Genomic DNA, 15,570 nt, shown 5'->3' with positions numbered 1-15,570 from the left:
AATGGCGGCATGACGCGTGACCAGTCACCGTACGTCGAGCTCGAACGGTCCGCCTGGGCCGAGCTCGCCGGTGACGTCCCCCAGCCGCTCAAGCCCGATGAGATCGAGCGTGTGCGCGGCCTCGGCGACGAGCTCGACCTCGAGGAGGTCCGCCAGGTCTATCTCCCGATGACCCAGCTCATCAGCATGCGCGTGCGTCTCGCCGGCGCGCTCTACGAGGCGACGGAGGAGTTCCTCCACGCCCCGCAGTCGCGTCGCACCCCGTTCGTCATCGGCATCGCCGGGTCGGTCGCCGTCGGCAAGTCGACCACCGCGCGGCTGCTCCGCGAGCTGCTCGCCCAGTCCCCCGACCACCCGGTCGTCGAGCTCGTCACGACCGACGGCTTCCTGTTCCCCAACGCCGAGCTCGAACGCCGCGACCTGCTCGACCGCAAGGGCTTTCCCGAGTCCTACGACCGCAAGGCGCTGCTGCGGTTCGTCATGGAGGTCAAGTCAGGCGTCGAGGTCGTGACCGCCCCCGTCTACTCCCACCTGACCTACGACCGCACCGACGAGCTCGTGACGCTGAAGGCGCCCGACATCGTGATCGTCGAGGGCCTCAACGTCCTCGCGCCCGCCCGTCCGCGCGGCGACGGTTCGCCCGGCCTGGCCGTGAGCGACTTCTTCGACTTCTCGATCTACGTCGACGCGTCCGGCAAGGACCTGCGCCGGTGGTACATCGACCGCTTCCTGACCCTGCGCAAGACCGCCTTCGCCGACCCCGCGTCGTACTTCCACCGCTACAGCGCGTTCACCGACGAGCAGGCGGTCGAGCGCGCGAGCGCCTTGTGGGACACGATCAACTGGCCCAACCTGAAGGAGAACATCGCGACGACCCGCGGCCGGGCCTCCCTCGTGCTGCGAAAAGGTCCCGACCACGCTGTCGACTGGGTCAGGCTGCGCAAGATCTGAGCCGCGCCCGACCACCTTCGGAGCAGTCCTGTGTCGAGTCGGGTCGGTGGTCAGGAGAGCGGGCAGTACGAGCTGCTCACCCGGTACGGCAGGGTGACGCTCTTGGCCGATGCGCCGAGGTAGGACAGCGCGGTCGCCTTGACGTCGAAGCTGCCCGCGCCGTCCATGTGGTCGAACGTGAACGCCACGCGACCCTTCGAGTCCTGCTGCCCGGAGAACTCCCCCTCGACGGTGTCGAACAGGACGATGCGGCCGTACCGGGCGGGCGAGAAGGTCGCGACGACCGTGACGGTCTGCAGCACGCTCGCCGAGCAGGAGCCGTACGGCGTCACGAAGCCTGATGCGGTCTGCCCGACCAGCGACACCTTCTTGGCGTTGCCGGTGACCGCCTTGTAGGTCGTCCCGCCCGAGGTGACCTTCGGGGCGTAGAAGCGCCAGGTCTTGGTCGCCGTCATGGTCTTGGTCAGGCTGAAGCCACCGCTCCAGGTCATCGTCTCGCCCGAGGTCTTCCAGGTGGACCCCGACCTGTACTGCAGCTTGACCCGACGGGAGATGCTCGACGGTCCGACCGAGCCGGTGAGGGCGTACTTCTCGTTCTTCATGACCTTGCTGCTCGGGAGGACCGTGAGGTCCTTCGAGGTCGCGGCCCGGGCCGTCTCGGTCGTGAGACCGACGGCGACGAGGCCCGATGCAGCCAGCACTGCGGCGGCGAGGATCCGAGCTGAACGCATGATGGTGCCTCTCACGACGGGGATGGGTCGAGGGTCAGCACCCGGGCTGCCGGGCGGTCTCGACGTCCTGAAACTAGACCCGGGGCAGGGTGCCCACAGCAGATTCCCCGCAGCTTGGGTGAAAACCCCACCCGGCCGGCACACCAGCGCCCCGCCCGGACGGATCCGGACGGGGCGTCGCTGGTCGGGTGGCTACTTGATCGTGACCGTCACCTTGTTGCCGAACTTGCGGGGTGCGCCGTTGGCCTCGGCGGCGACGCCCTGATAGATGTAGGTGCCCTTCGGCGTGCCGGACTCCACCTGTGCGTCGACGCGGAGCTTCCCGTTGACGTTCTGGACGCCCAGCGTCTGCGTGAAGGTCTCGGTTCCCCCACCGGGGGTACGCACGGTGCCTCTGAGCGCGACCTCACGTCCCTTGCGGATCGGTGAGTTCGCGATCGTGAGGACGAGGGTGTCCCCCACGCGCAGCGTGGTGCGGTTGACCGTCGTGGTGACCTTCTGCGAGACCGGCGTGACGGTGCGCCGGTCCGTCGTGCGCGAGCCGTACGTCTTGTCGCCGATCGTGAAGCGCTGGGCAAAGACGCGATAGGTCTTCTTGGCCGTCGTCGCGGCCTTGATGGCGAACTTGCCGTCAGCAGTCGTGCTGCCGCTCGTGACCTTCTTCCAGCCGCTGCTGGTGAGGCGCTGCAGCTGGATCGGGCGAACGATCGCGGTCGCCAGCTTGCCGCGGACGGTGAAGGTCTCGGAGATGATCGGCTTGTAGGGCGAGACCGTCGTGATCTCGTTGCTCGAGCCGGCCGACGCAGTGGCGTCCGTCGCGAGGACGACACCGCCGGCCGACGCCACGAGGGCGACCGAGGTGAGCAGGGTGCGGATGCGCAGGGATGTCATGGGAGTGCTCCTGGGAGTGAGGGGTGCGATCAGAGACTAGCGATCACATCGCCTGGATGTCCCCCTGTTTGCCGGGAAGGTTCAGGGGCAGTTGTCGACGACCGCGTAGGACGCACTGGGGGTCGACTTGGCGGGTGCACCGTTGAGCGCCGTCGCGGTGGCCTTGATCGAGAAGGTGCCAGCCTCACCACCGGGGCCGACGGCGAGCCCGACCTTGCCGCGGTGGTCCTGCTGGCCGAGGATCGGCCCGACCTGGGTGCTGAAGCTGACGGTGCGGCCCTCGCGGATCGGCGAGAACGTCGCGATCACGATGATCTGCTTGTTCTGGCCGAGGCACTGGCGGGCAGGCGTCAACGAGATCGAGGCCTGGGCAGCGACGACGTTCATCCTCCGGCTGTAGCCAGTGATGCTCGCGAGCTTCGTGCCGTCGACCGTGGCCTTGGGCGCGTAGTAGCGATAGGTGCGGGACCGGGTGATCGTGCGGGACAACGAGAAGTATCCGCTGCCGTTCGCGCTGTCGGTCTCGGCGAAGTACTTCCAGCCGTAGTTCTTGGTCTTGTACTGCAGCACCACCCGTCGTTCGACCGGTGTCGTCAGCTGACCGACGAAGGTGACCTTCTCGTTCTTCACCGGGTCCGGGGGATAGACCGACAGGCTCTTAGATCCCGCAGCGTGGGCCGCCTCGTGGGTGAGACCGACCCCCGCCGTGGCGGTGGCCGCGATCAGGGCGGCGATGAGGGCACGAGCAGGACGCATGGCAGGACTCCCGGCAGGTCGACTGCCCAGCAACCTACTCGCGCCCTCCCGCCGTGTCAGGAGATCGTCAGATGTCGCGGACGAACTCGCCCGTCCACGCGATCTGGCGGAACCCCAGCTTCTCGTTGACCGCGATCATGTGGGTGTTGCTCGCTGCGTTCTCGGTCGTGATCCGGCGCCGATCCGCCAGCAGGTCGGCTGCGGCTTGCATCGTGTGGATCTTGAGCGCCAGACCCAGGCCGTGACCCCGGTGGTCGGCCCGCACCAGGGTGTCCCACTGGTAGACTTCGTCGCCGTCGTGCGGGAAGGCGAGCTGGGTGTGCCCCGCCAGCCGCCCGTCACGGGAACGCGCCACCGACACCTGCATCTCTCGACCCATCCGGACGAGGTCTGCCTCGTCCTTGCGCACGCGGTCGGCGTCCCAGTGCTCGTCCTCCAGGCCCGCGTCACCGCTGGGTGCCTCGGTGATGAGGATGCGGCGCAGCTCGGCGTACTCGTCGATCCACTCCTCGGGGCAGGGCCCGCGCCAGGTCTCGAGCGTGTAGGCCGGGTCGAGCTCGAGGGCCGGCAGGTCGGCCGGCAGCGTCAGCTCACGGATCGCGTCCATGATGTCGAGCGTGAACCCATGGGCCTCCAGGAAGCGCCGCCCCGCGTCGGTCTCGTCGCCGACGGCCCACGCCGCCATCGCGAACGCGATGGTCCGACCGCGTTCGCGCCCGGTCGCGACCAGCGCCTCGAGCACTGCTGTGCCGTGCCCGCGCCGGCGGTTCTCCGTGGGCACGAACACCTCGACGAAGACGAACTCGCGGTTGTCCTGCAGCGTCATGACGGCGGTGCCGCCTGCCACGGGTGTCCCGGCATCGTCCCGCGCCATGACCGCGGTCTTGGAGCCGTAGGCGTCGTCGGTCAGGTTGACCCGCTTCTCGACAGCCAGGTAGGGACCGTCGAACGGCCGGGAGTACGCGCGGGCATAGAGGTCGTAGAGCTCGACGAACGACTCGTCATCGCCGAGGTCGACGCGATGGATCGACACCATGCCCCGACCCTACGACCTCAGAGCGACAGGGTGGTGCGCACGACCGCGGCGAGGTGCTGGGCCACGTCGGTGGCCTCCTCGTGGGTCGACGCCTCGACCATGACACGCACGAGCGGCTCGGTGCCCGACTGCCGCAGCAGCACCCGGCCGGAGTCGCCGAGCCTGGCCGTGGAGATCGCGACCTCGCCGAGCAGCGTCGGATCGGAGTCGGCTCGGGCCTTGTCGACGCCCGGGACATTGATCAGCACCTGCGGCAGGCGGGTCATGACCGAGGCCAGCTGCGCCAGCGTCTGGCCCGACTCGCTCATGCGCGCCGCGATGTGCACAGCGGTCAGGACGCCGTCACCGGTCGTCGCGTAATCGCCCATGATGACGTGGCCGGACTGCTCGCCGCCCATGTTGAAGCCACCGGCGCGCATGGCCTCGAGCACGTAGCGGTCTCCGACGGCCGTCTGGATGACCGTGATGCCCACCGACTCCAGCGCCTGGACGAAGCCGAGGTTGCTCATGACCGTCGCGACGACCGTGTCGTCGGTGAGACGTCCGGCGTCGCGGGCCGCGATCGCGAGGACCGCCAGGATGTGGTCGCCGTCGACGACCTCGCCGGTCTGGTCGACGGCCAGGCAGCGGTCGGCGTCGCCGTCAAAGGCGAACCCAGCGTCTGCCCCGTGCTCCACGACCGCCTTCTGCAGATCCTCCAGGTGGGTGGAGCCGCAGTTCTCGTTGATGTTGAGGCCGTCGGGCTCGGCGTGGATCGAGATGACCGTGGCACCGAGCTGCTCGAACACGCGGGGTCCGACCTCGAACGCCGCACCGTTGGCGCAGTCGAGGACGACGGTCAGGCCCTCGAGCCTGCGCGGCGACGACGACACGAGGTGCTTGACGTAGGCCGCGACGCCCGCGTGGCTGTCGCCGATGCGTCCGACGTCCGCACCGACGGGGCGGTCCCAGGGCTCCTCGAGACGGTTCTCGATGAGCACCTCGAGGTCGTCATCGAGCTTGAGGCCGCCGCGCGCGAGGAACTTGATGCCGTTGTCGGGCATCGCGTTGTGGCTGGCGGAGATCATCACGCCCATGTCGGCCTCGAGGAACGACGTCAGGAACGCCGCCCCGGGGGTCGGCACGACGCCCAGGCGGTGGACGTCGACCCCGGCAGAAGCAAGGCCCGCGACCACCGCTGCCTCCAGGAACTCTCCTGAGGCGCGGGGGTCGCGGGCCACGACTGCTGTGGGGCGCTGGTCAGCGAAAGCACCGACCTCACCCAGCACGTGGGCCGCTGCGACCGCGAGGTCGACGGCGAGCTCGGCGGTCAGATCACGATTCGCGAGTCCGCGAACGCCATCGGTGCCAAAGATCCGGCCCACGAAGGATCAGCGCTTGCTGTACTGGGGCGCCTTACGAGCCTTCTTGAGACCAGCCTTCTTGCGCTCCTTGATGCGCGAGTCGCGCGTCAGGAGTCCGGCCTTCTTCAGGACGGGGCGGTTGGCCTCTTCGTCGATCTGGTTCAGCGAGCGGGCCACGCCGAGACGCAGGGCGCCGGCCTGACCGGTCATGCCGCCACCCGTGACACGGGCGATGACGTCGAAGCGGTCCTGCAGACCCGTCTCGGCGAAGGCCTCCTTGGCAATCTGCTGGTGCAGCTTGTTGGGGAGGTACTCCTCGAGGGGCTTGCCGTTGACGGTCCACACGCCGGTGCCCGGCACGATGCGGACTCGCGCGATGGCCTCCTTGCGGCGGCCCGTCGCAGCACCCGGAGCGATCGTCGCGGGCTTGCTGGAGGTCTCGGAGGAGCCGGCCGACTCCGAGGTGTAAGCAACACCCTCGGAGTTCGTCTCGAACTCGGTGGTCTCTTCGGTGGTGGTCTCAGCCACGATGCGCCTGCTTCTCTTCTTTACTGGGAGATCTGCGTGATCTCGAACGGCTGGGGCTTCTGGGCGGTGTGCGGGTGCTCGGGGCCGGAGTAGACCTTGAGCTTCGTGATCAGCTGATCACCCAGACGGTTCTTGGGAAGCATGCCGCGGACCGACTTCTCGATCGCCTTGCGCGCATCCCGGTCGAGCAGGTCACCGTAGGCGATGGACTTGAGTCCGCCCGGGTAGCCGCTGTGACGGTAGGCGAGCTTGTCGGTGCGCTTGTTGCCCGACAGGGCCACCTTCTCGGCGTTGACGATGATGACGAAGTCGCCACCGTCGACGTGCGGTGCATAGGTCGGCTTGTGCTTGCCGCGCAGCAGCGTCGCAGCCTGGACGGCGAGACGGCCCAGGACGATGTCCTGAGCGTCGATGACGTGCCACTGACGGGTGATGTCAGACGGCTTGGGGCTGAACGTGCGCACGGCGTGACCTTCTCGTTCTTTGATGATGGTGGCGGTACTGAAAGCTTGCTCGGTAGTGGTCGTAGCCCATGGCGAAGCCGCTGGGCACAACGACACACTAGGTTAACCGCCCGGGGACGCTCGGGTCAAAACGAGGCCCCACCCGGACCCCCTTTGCCCCTGAGGTTTCACTCACGTCTAAGTTGAGGAGTGGTCCGCGCCATCACAGCGGCCCCCATTTGCATCGTCACAGGAGACCCATCGTGACCGAGAACCAGACATTGACCGTCCGCGACAACCGTACGGGTGAAGAGTTCGAGATCCCCATCACGGATGGCACCATCCGCGCAGGAGACCTCGGCAAGATCGGCAGGACCGACGATGATCCAGGTCTCGCGGTCTACGACCCGGGCTTCACGAACACCGCGTCCACCCGCAGCGCCGTGACCTACATCGACGGCGACAAGGGCATCCTGGAGTACCGCGGCTACCCCATCGAGCAGCTCGCCGAGAGCTCGACGTTCCTCGAGGTGGCCTACCTGCTGATCCACGGCGAGCTGCCCACCCGCGAGCAGCACGACCAGTGGGTGCACGAGATCACGTTCCACACGTTCGTGCACGAGAACCTCAAGTCGCAGCTGCAGGGCTTCCGCTACGACGCCCACCCCATGGGCATGCTGCTCTCGAGCGTCGGCGCCCTGTCGACGTTCTACCCCGAGGCCCGCGCGATCCGCGACCCGCAGGTGCGCCACGACCAGATCGTCCGCCTGATCGCGAAGATGCCGACCCTCGGCGCCTGGTCGTTCCGCCACGCGCAGGGCAAGCCGTACGTCTACCCCGACAACGATCTGTCCTACACCGAGAACTTCCTCTCGATGCTGTTCAAGATGTCCGAGCAGAAGTACAACCCCGACCCGCGGCTCGCCAAGGCGCTCGAGGTGCTCTTCATCCTGCACGCCGACCACGAGCAGAACTGCTCGACCAACGCAGTCCGCTCGGTCGGCTCGTCCGAGGTCGACCCCTACTCGGCCGTGAGCGCCGGCATCGCGGCGCTGTACGGCCCGCTGCACGGCGGCGCCAACGAGGCTGTGCTCAAGATGCTCAAGCGCATCGGCACGCCCGACAAGATCCCCGCCTTCATCGAGGGCGTCAAGCGCGGCGACGAGAAGCTCATGGGCTTCGGTCACCGGGTCTACAAGAACTTCGACCCGCGCGCGACGATCATCAAGAAGGCCGTCGACGACGTCTTCGAGGTCACCGGCGTCAACCCGCTGCTGGAGATCGCCCAGGAGCTCGAGCGCATCGCGCTGGAGGATGACTACTTCATCAGCCGCAAGCTCTACCCCAACGTCGACTTCTACTCCGGGCTCATCTACGAGGCGCTGCAGTTCCCGCCGGAGATGTTCACGGTCCTGTTCGCGATCCCGCGCACGGCCGGCTGGCTCGCCCAGTGGCTCGAGCTGGTCGACGACAAGGAGCAGAAGATCGCCCGCCCCAAGCAGATCTACACCGGCGACCGCACGCTCGACTTCGTGCCGGCCGCCCAGCGCTGGGCCTGAAGCCCCGCGCACCGAAGCCCTCACCCCGTCGGGGTGGGGGCTTCGTCGTCGAGGGCGTCGACCCCCTCAGGTCTCGGCGGGCGATAGCGTGACGGGGTGCGACTGCGACTCGACATCTCCTACGACGGGACCGCCTTCCGCGGCTGGGCGACCCAGCCGCAGCTGCGCACCGTGCAGGGCGAGGTGGAGTCGGCCCTCGCGACGATCCTGCGGCTCGACGTCGCGCCCCAGCTCACCTGCGCCGGTCGCACCGACGCGGGAGTCCACGCCCGGGGCCAGGTCGCCCACGTCGACCTCGACGGCGTCGACCCGCCGACGCTCGAGCGTCGGCTGCGACGCCTGCTCCCCGACGACATCGCGCTGCGAGCACTGACTGTCGCGCCCGAGGGCTTCGACGCCCGGTTCTCCGCGCTCGAGCGGCGCTACGTCTACCGCCTGTGCGACGCGCCGGCCGGACCCGATCCGCTCACCCGCAGCGTGGTGGTCGGCTGGAACCGCACCCTCGACGTCGACGCCATGAACGCGGCGGCGGCGCACCTGGTGGGTGAGCACGACTTTGCCGCCTTCTGCAAGCGCCGCGAAGGGGCGACGACGATCCGTACGCTGCTCGAGCTGCACACCGTCCGCGACGGCCACCTGCTCGCGACCACCGTGCGCGCCGACGCGTTCTGCCACTCGATGGTGCGGGCGCTGATGGGAGCCCTGGTGGCGGTCGGCGAGGGACGGCACCGGGCCGAGTGGTCCGGCGAGATCCTCGCCGGTGCTGTCCGCGACGCCCGGGTCAAGGTCATGCCGGCACACGGCCTGGTGCTGGAGGAGGTCGTCTATCCGGACGACGCCGGGCTGTCCGCGCGAGCCCTCGAGTCGCGGAGGCGACGGGACGAGTGACTCCTGTCCCCCGGACCTGAGAGGATGGCGTCATGGCAGTGCCCTGGGACGACGTCGTGGCCCATGGCACAACCCTGCCCGAGGTCGCCGAGTCGACGTCGTACGGCACCACGGCGCTCAAGGTGGCGAACCGGCTGATGGGTCGCCTTCGCACCGACAGCGACGGCGCACTGGCCCTGAGGTGCAGCGCCGGCGACAAGGTCGCCCTGGTCGAGGGCGACGACCCTGCCTTCTTCACGACGCCCCACTACGACGGCCACGACTACGTCCTGGTCGACCTCGACGCCGTCGACCGCGCCGAACTGCTCGAGCTGGTGACCGACGCCTGGCACCTGGTGGCCCCGCCGGCGGTCCGCAAGCGGGCGGCCGGATGACGGGCCTGCTCGCGTCGGTGCTCGTCGCGCTCGCGATGGCGTCACCCGTCACGCCTCCCCCGACGGCCGGCGTCGCCGACTACCAGCTGGGTGGTGCCTACGCGCCCGCCCCCGACGTCGACATCGTGACCCGCGACCGCACCGAGTCACCCGCAGCCGGGCTCTACTCGATCTGCTACGTCAACTCCTTCCAGACCCAGCCGGGCACGCTCGGCTGGTGGAAGAAGAAGCACCCCGGACTGCTCCTGCGCGATCGCCGGGGTCATCTCGTGCGCGATCCCGGCTGGCCCGACGAGGTCCTGCTCGACATCCGCACGTCCGGCAAGCGCGCGGCGATCGGCGAGCTCAACCGTGCGTGGTTCGCCCGGTGCGGGCGCGAGGGCTTCGCGGCCGTCGAGCCCGACAACCTCGACTCGTGGACCCGGTCACGTGGCCTGCTCAAGCAGTCGTACGCCGTCAACTTCGGCAAGCGACTCGTCCGCGAGGCCCACGGCGCAGGGGTCGCGATCGCCCAGAAGAACACCCCCGAGCTGAGCACGCGAGGCATCGGCTTCGACTTCGCGGTGGTCGAGGAGTGCGAGGTCTACCGCGAGTGCGGCGACTACACCGCGACCTACGGCACCCGGCTCATCGAGATCGAGTACACCGACAACGGGCGCCAGGCCTACGAGCGCGCGTGTGCGGCACGCGCCGGCGCAGCGTCCGTCCTGCTGCGCGACCGCGACGTCGTGCCGGCCGGCTCCAAGGGCTATGTCTTCAGGCACTGCTGACCGGTCATGACGGCAGGTCGGCCGCGATGACCTCGGTGCCCTGCGCGTCGACCACCTTGAAGCGTTCGGCGTCCTTGAACAGCACCGACGAGCTCATGTCGCAGACGATCTTCTTGTCCTTCACGCCGATGAACTCGCCGGCGTCATAAGCCGTGCCGTCGTTGCCGACCACCCACATCTCGAACGTCTCACCGGCGGGCAGACCGGTCGCCTCGAGCTTGACCTCGAGCCCCCAGGTGTGGTCGACGAGGCCTGCGGTGGCGGTGACGCCGCGGACCGACTCCACCTCGGGGACCGCGATGACGGTCGGGCCGACGGGCCGGTCGTCCTGCACCACGAGAACGGTCACGAACGCGGCAGCAGCCGCCCCCGCCAGGACCCCACCCGCTGCCGGTGCCAGGCGCCGCACCGTCGATACCCGGCGCGGCAGTGCGCGCCGGATCCGGTCGTCGAGCTCGGCCGGTGGCGCGATGCCGACTGGGCGCACCTGATCGGCGTCCACCTGACGAAGTGCAGCGGCCAGCGGAGCGATCTCGTCGAGCTCGGCGCGACACTCCGCGCACGTCAGCAGGTGGTCCTCCACCTCACGCTGCAGCGCGGGGTCGTCGAGCTGGCCGAGAGCATGAGCCCCCAGCGCCTCCCTCAGCTCGTCGTGTGAGCGGGTCATGGTTCGACCACCATCATCTTCATCGCGTGTCGTAGTTGTTTGAGGCCGTAGAAAACCCGACTTCGCAGCGTACTCACCGAGACCCCCAGCTCGGCCGCCACCTCGTCGTAGGGGCGATCGCGCAGATAGGTCTCGACGATCGCCGTGCGGTGGTCGTGGCTGATGAAGCCCAGCGCGCGGGTGATCAGGTCGACGTCGGCGACCGCGCCGGTCTGGTCGGCCATCAGGTCCTCCTCCTCGACGACGGTCTGGGCCAGGGCCGTGGCCCTCTGGCGGGCGTTCGCCTGGTCGATGATGACGTTGCGCAAGATGGCGTAGAGCCAGGTGCGCAACGACCCGGCAGCCGGGTCGAAGCGCTCCCCCGCCCGCCAGGCGCGCACGATCGTCTCCTGGACGGCGTCCTGGGCGGCTGCGTCGTCGGCCAGACGGCTCAGCGCGTAGCCGTAGAGCTCGGCCCCGTGTCGGGCGTAGCCCTCCCGGGCCAGTGCGTCAGGCGTGCCGGGCACGCCGTCGTCACTGGCCCGGGAGCTCCTCCACGGTGCCACCAGTGCTGCTCCTGTAGTTCACGTACGGGCGCCGCAGCGCCTGGGCGTCAGCCCTGCGGGATCGCCAGGTCGGCGACGTCGTGCGTGAAGTTTGCCACCTTGGTGAGCGCTCCGCTCAGCAGATCGACCTTGTAGAGCGATCCGAGACCACCGGAGGTCGGACGCAGCGTCGCGTAGCCCGTGTTGGTGACGGCGTTGCCGTTGTCGCGGACGGTGCTGACGATGTCGAAGCCCGCGACCGGGCCCAGGCGCGGACCGAACGGACCGGCCACGACCAGGGTGCCCGCGTTGGCCGGGACCTGCTGCGCGACGCGGTCGAGCGTCATGTCGAGGTCGAACAGCGTCGTGCCGGTCGCGGTGTTCGCGAACGCGTCGTTGTTCGTGTAGGCCGCCGCGGTGATGCCGGTGGCGTCCGGACCGGGCGCCGGCGGGGTGCCGACGGGGTAGTTGACCCGGCTGTCGACGGCAGTCGTCGGCGTCGCCTGGGTCACGTCGTGGCGCAGGCTCTGGCCCGTGTCGCCCACGATGCGCAGACGATCGGCGGCCGGGTTGAAGTCGACACCGAAGTTGGTGCCCTCGAGGGCCACGCTGATCTGCGAGACCTTGGTCGCCGCACCCGTGCTGGTGTTGAGCGTGTAGACGCCGCCCGCGTTGCCGACGCCGTAGAACGCCTTGTTCTCGGGGCGGACGTCGATGCCGACGAGCTTGGTGTCGCCCGACAGACCACTCACGTTGCCGATGTTCTTGATCTTCGCGCCGTCCTTCAGCGAGAAGGTCTTGAGGGTCTTGCCGTTGGACGACAGACCGAGGGCCGACGTCGCGGCGGCCTCGGCCGAGCCGACGAGAGCGGCGGTGGTGCCGAGTCCGAGTGCTGCTGCCGCTCCGAGGGCGACGAGGGTACGAGTTCGCTGGCGCATGGATTCCTCCGTGGTCCGGGCCGGCATCTTTGCCGGTCTCATGAAGGGATACCGCACCCGTGGCGCCCGCGTTGAAGACGTGGCGAGATTTCTTCGAACGACTCCTGCCAGACTGGTCGGGTGCCAGAGCACTACTTCGAGGGAACGCCGACCAGCGACGACCGACGCCACGACATCACGACCCACATCTGGGGGCAGGACGTCACGTTTACGACGTCCACCGGCGTCTTCTCCCAGGACGGCCTCGACAAGGCCACCGCGGTGCTGCTGCGCAACAGCACCCCACCGACCTCCGGCACGGTGCTCGACCTCGGCTGCGGGTGGGGCCCGATCGCCTGCTCACTGGCCCGTTCGGCCACGGTGGTCTGGGCCGTCGACCCCAACGAGCGGGCGCTCGACCTCACCCGGGTCAACGCCGAGCGGCTCGGGGTGAGCGTCCATGCGGCGCTGCCCGACGACGTGCCGGCCGACGTCACGTTCAACCAGATCTGGTCCAACCCACCCATCCGCATCGGCAAGCAGGCCCTGCACGACCTGCTGCTCCGGTGGCTGCCCCGCCTTGCCCCGTCAGGCACGGCGCGACTCGTCGTCGGCAAGAACTTCGGTGCCGACTCCTTGCAGCGCTGGCTGGTCGAGCAGGGCTGGCCGACCGCGCGGGTCGACAGCGAGAAGGGCTTCCGGATCCTCGACGTCCGGCGGCCCTGACCCCCTGCCCGGCCACGCGTCTCAGCCTGTCGTGACCACGACCTCGTTCGAGCTGACTGCCGCCCGCTCCGAGCTGTAGTAGGTGGCGACCAGCCGTGAGGCGCCGGCCCCCTGGAGCGGCATCGTGATCTGCGCGGGGCTGTCCGCCTCGCTCGACAGCGTCGCCCGGGCCAGCAGATAGTTCTCGTTGTACGGCGGATGGATCCACACCGTCCCGGGCGGGAAACCGTCCGGCGCACTGACCGTGACCGTCACGACCGCCGGCGTCTCGCCGACCTGGGGCGAGGCCACCGCGAGCGTGATCTCGGGGTCGGGCAGGTAGCCCGAGGCCTGGCGCGACGGTGACGTGCCCGGAGGCGTGGCGGACGTGCCGACGTATCGCGCGCGCACGTCGATCGAGCCGGGTCGCCAGGCATCTGCCGGAACGTCGATCGTCGCGTGACCGGACGTCGAGCGACCGGTCGCCACGACGTCGTCGCCATAGAGCACCTCGACGTCACCGTCCTCGACCACACGGTCCGGGTCCGCAACAGAGCTGAGGTTCACGATGACGGGGAACGTACGACCCTGCTGGTGGTGGTCCTGCTCGAGGGAGACGGTGACGCCGGTCCCGAACACCGTGCCGGCGATGTCGACCCGGGTCCGCAGCGGACGGAAGGCCCCGCCGGGGACCGACTCGACCGACAGCGCGTGTCCTACGTCGGACCACGTCGGGATGTAGGTCGGACCCTCGCCGATCAGCTCACGCTCGCCGCCGAGCCCCTGCTCGCGATACCACCGCACGCCGACCTCGGGCCCCGCCCAACGTTGGGTGTAGGTGAGCTCCTGGCCGACGACGGCTTGACCGTTCCACTGCGTCCCGGACACCGTGGGCTGCTCGAGGGGCGCCTGCACCTTGCTCAGGTCGAGGATCCCCTTGCCGCACTCGGTGTAGCCGCAGTTGAGGTTGAACGTGTAGGTCCGGCCACCCGACTTCTTGCGGTACCTCTCCCGGCTCGACGACTTGCGCGGGAATGCGGACGTCGAGGCGATCAAGGCCGCCCTCACCTCCCGCGGGTCGTCGAGCCCGAGCGAGTAGAGCAGCGCCGCGCCGGCCGACACGTAGGCGGTCGACATGCTCGTGCCCTCGTAGCGCAGGTAGCCGTTCGTCGACGGCCTCGTCCTGCCCTTGTTGCCCAGCGAGACGATCAGGTCGCGCCCGCCCTCGATCCACGAGTCGCCTCCCGGCGCAGCGATGTCGACCTTCTTGCCCTTGTTCGAGTAGGCGGCGCGATAGCCCTTGCGGCTCGTCGCGCCGACCGTGAGGAAGCCGTTGCACGCGGCCGGCACGGCCTCGCTCGCCTCGGCGAACTCGTTGCCGGCCGCCACCACCAGGAGCGATCCCCGCGACATGGCCTGGGTCGCGGCCTCGGCGTACGGCTTGCACGCCTTGGCCGCGTCCTTGGCCGTGCGGTAGAGCGAGCCGAGCGAGAGGTTGACGACCTGCGCAGGCGTCTGGTTGTCCGGCACCCCGTTCACATGACCGCCGGAGGCCCACCTGATGCCGGCCAGGATGTCGGAGTCCCAGCCACCGCAGCGACCCAGGACGCGCACGGGCTGAACCTTCACGCCCGGCGCGACACCGGCGATGCCGGAGCCGTTGCCCGACCTCGCGACGATCTGCCCCGCGATGAATGTGCCGTGCCACGAGCTGTCGTACGCCGGAGACCTGCGATAGCACTGGCCCTTGCGCGCCCAGTCGCCCGGATCGGAGGGACTGGCATCGCGGCCGTTGCCGTCGTTGGCGACGAAGTACGTCTTCTTGCGGCTCTTCGACCTGTCCGCGGCGATCATGTCGTAGCCGGGGACCAGCCGGCCGCTCAGCTCGGGGTGGGACGTGCGGACCCCGGTGTCGAGCACTGCGACGCGGACCTCCGGCGAACCGGTCGTCACCGGCCACAGCGCGGGGGCCTTGAGGCTGAAGCCACCCGCCGGCTTGCTCACCGAGCGGTCCCACAGGGCCCACTGCTCGGCGAACAACGAGTCGTTCGTCGTCACCGGCGGGTTGGCGCTGATCTGCCGCATCGTGTCGGGCACGGCCCACACCACGTCGCTGCGGCGCTCGACGGTCTCGGCGACGTCGGCGGCCAGGTCGGCTGACACCGGCTCGTCGAACGCGACGGACGAGGTCGTGCCCGAGATCGTCGCGTCGCCGACGATCTCGGCCTGCGACCCGAGTGCGTCGTCAGCGGCGTCCAGCAGTGCCTCGGACGGGTCCGAGGTCGTGGTCTTGACGATGAGCCCGCGGGCGATGCCGTCGGCCTCAGGCGCCGCGACCACCGGCGACGGCGCCTCGGCCGACGGAGCCCGGACCGCCGCGGGCACCTGGTCGGCCGAGGCGCTCACCGCCAGCCCCGACAGCAGCAACGACGCGACAGCGGTGACGGTCAGCGACCGACGGATCCTGGACATGCGGTGGGACTCCCC

The 15,570-nt window shown here is 69.2% G+C and carries 17 protein-coding genes; 6 read left to right on the top strand and 11 right to left on the bottom strand.

Annotated features, from left to right (window positions below; genetic code table 11):
- The first annotated feature begins 9 nt into the window (after positions 1-9).
- Positions 10-951: a type I pantothenate kinase gene (gene coaA, locus HQK15_RS07865; RefSeq protein WP_173490799.1), complete on the top strand. Its 942-nt coding sequence runs from the start codon at positions 10-12 to the stop codon at positions 949-951.
- Between the two features lie 50 nt (positions 952-1,001).
- Here coaA and HQK15_RS07860 read toward each other — a convergent pair whose 3' ends face one another.
- From HQK15_RS07860 to rplM, 7 genes are all read right to left on the bottom strand, one after another.
- Positions 1,002-1,682: a hypothetical protein gene (locus tag HQK15_RS07860; RefSeq protein ID WP_173490798.1), complete on the bottom strand. Its 681-nt coding sequence runs from the start codon at positions 1,680-1,682 to the stop codon at positions 1,002-1,004.
- 192 nt (positions 1,683-1,874) lie between these two features.
- On the bottom strand, positions 1,875-2,573 hold the full coding sequence (locus HQK15_RS07855) for a hypothetical protein (RefSeq protein WP_173490797.1): 699 nt from the start codon (positions 2,571-2,573) through the stop codon (positions 1,875-1,877).
- An 81-nt stretch (positions 2,574-2,654) separates the two neighbouring features.
- The gene (locus HQK15_RS07850; protein WP_173490796.1) at positions 2,655-3,329 is read right to left on the bottom strand and encodes a hypothetical protein; all 675 of its coding nucleotides are present in this window, start codon (positions 3,327-3,329) and stop codon (positions 2,655-2,657) included.
- 67 nt (positions 3,330-3,396) lie between these two features.
- Positions 3,397-4,365: a GNAT family N-acetyltransferase gene (locus tag HQK15_RS07845; protein WP_173490795.1), complete on the bottom strand. Its 969-nt coding sequence runs from the start codon at positions 4,363-4,365 to the stop codon at positions 3,397-3,399.
- 17 nt (positions 4,366-4,382) lie between these two features.
- Positions 4,383-5,729 (bottom strand): phosphoglucosamine mutase, encoded by a 1,347-nt coding sequence (gene glmM / locus HQK15_RS07840; protein ID WP_173490794.1) that lies wholly within the window; start codon positions 5,727-5,729, stop codon positions 4,383-4,385.
- Between the two features lie 6 nt (positions 5,730-5,735).
- On the bottom strand, positions 5,736-6,236 hold the full coding sequence (gene rpsI, locus HQK15_RS07835; protein ID WP_173490793.1) for a 30S ribosomal protein S9: 501 nt from the start codon (positions 6,234-6,236) through the stop codon (positions 5,736-5,738).
- Positions 6,237-6,256: 20 nt separating this feature from the next.
- Positions 6,257-6,700 (bottom strand): 50S ribosomal protein L13, encoded by a 444-nt coding sequence (gene rplM, locus HQK15_RS07830; protein ID WP_173490792.1) that lies wholly within the window; start codon positions 6,698-6,700, stop codon positions 6,257-6,259.
- Positions 6,701-6,942: 242 nt separating this feature from the next.
- On the opposite strand from rplM, the gene HQK15_RS07825 reads away from it, so the two are divergent.
- The 4 genes from HQK15_RS07825 to HQK15_RS07810 all read left to right on the top strand — a co-directional run bounded on the left by HQK15_RS07825 (position 6,943) and on the right by HQK15_RS07810 (position 10,270).
- A complete protein-coding gene (locus tag HQK15_RS07825) occupies positions 6,943-8,238 on the top strand; it encodes a citrate synthase (RefSeq protein WP_173490791.1) in 1,296 nt (431 codons plus the stop codon).
- A gap of 96 nt (positions 8,239-8,334) precedes the next feature.
- Positions 8,335-9,126 carry a tRNA pseudouridine(38-40) synthase TruA gene (gene truA / locus HQK15_RS07820; RefSeq protein WP_173490790.1) on the top strand — a complete coding sequence of 264 codons (792 nt, stop codon included), beginning with the start codon at positions 8,335-8,337 and terminating at the stop codon, positions 9,124-9,126.
- Between the two features lie 32 nt (positions 9,127-9,158).
- Positions 9,159-9,500, top strand: coding sequence for an MmcQ/YjbR family DNA-binding protein (locus HQK15_RS07815; RefSeq protein WP_217361367.1), 342 nt, complete (start codon positions 9,159-9,161; stop codon positions 9,498-9,500).
- The gene (locus HQK15_RS07810) at positions 9,497-10,270 is read left to right on the top strand and encodes an endo alpha-1,4 polygalactosaminidase (protein WP_173490789.1); all 774 of its coding nucleotides are present in this window, start codon (positions 9,497-9,499) and stop codon (positions 10,268-10,270) included. Before HQK15_RS07815 ends, HQK15_RS07810 begins: the two co-directional genes overlap by 4 nt.
- 4 nt (positions 10,271-10,274) lie before the next feature.
- Here the strand turns inward: HQK15_RS07810 and HQK15_RS07805 are convergent, their stop codons facing one another.
- Genes HQK15_RS07805 through HQK15_RS07795 form a run of 3 tightly spaced genes read right to left on the bottom strand, consistent with a single transcriptional unit; the run spans position 10,275 to position 12,399 of the window.
- Positions 10,275-10,937 (bottom strand): anti-sigma factor family protein, encoded by a 663-nt coding sequence (locus tag HQK15_RS07805; RefSeq protein WP_173490788.1) that lies wholly within the window; start codon positions 10,935-10,937, stop codon positions 10,275-10,277.
- Positions 10,934-11,482 carry a sigma-70 family RNA polymerase sigma factor gene (locus tag HQK15_RS07800; RefSeq protein ID WP_367649095.1) on the bottom strand — a complete coding sequence of 183 codons (549 nt, stop codon included), beginning with the start codon at positions 11,480-11,482 and terminating at the stop codon, positions 10,934-10,936. The genes HQK15_RS07805 and HQK15_RS07800 overlap by 4 nt, the downstream gene beginning before the upstream one ends.
- A 47-nt stretch (positions 11,483-11,529) precedes the next feature.
- Entirely contained in the window at positions 11,530-12,399 is an 870-nt protein-coding gene (locus HQK15_RS07795; protein ID WP_173490787.1) for a DUF4394 domain-containing protein, read from the bottom strand.
- Positions 12,400-12,519: 120 nt separating this feature from the next.
- Between HQK15_RS07795 and HQK15_RS07790 the strand changes: the two genes are divergently transcribed.
- Positions 12,520-13,104: a class I SAM-dependent methyltransferase gene (locus HQK15_RS07790; protein WP_173490786.1), complete on the top strand. Its 585-nt coding sequence runs from the start codon at positions 12,520-12,522 to the stop codon at positions 13,102-13,104.
- A gap of 21 nt (positions 13,105-13,125) precedes the next feature.
- On the opposite strand, the gene HQK15_RS07785 is transcribed toward HQK15_RS07790, so the two are convergent.
- Complete coding sequence (locus tag HQK15_RS07785) at positions 13,126-15,555, bottom strand: S8 family serine peptidase (RefSeq protein WP_173490785.1); 2,430 nt, start codon at positions 15,553-15,555, stop codon at positions 13,126-13,128.
- Between the last annotated feature and the right edge of the window lie 15 nt (positions 15,556-15,570).

Origin of the sequence: Aeromicrobium stalagmiti (assembly GCF_013283745.1) — a bacterium.
Lineage (GTDB): Bacteria > Actinomycetota > Actinomycetes > Propionibacteriales > Nocardioidaceae > Aeromicrobium > Aeromicrobium stalagmiti.
Note: the sequence above shows the minus strand (reverse complement) of the source record. Positions and strands in the feature narration are given on the sequence as shown.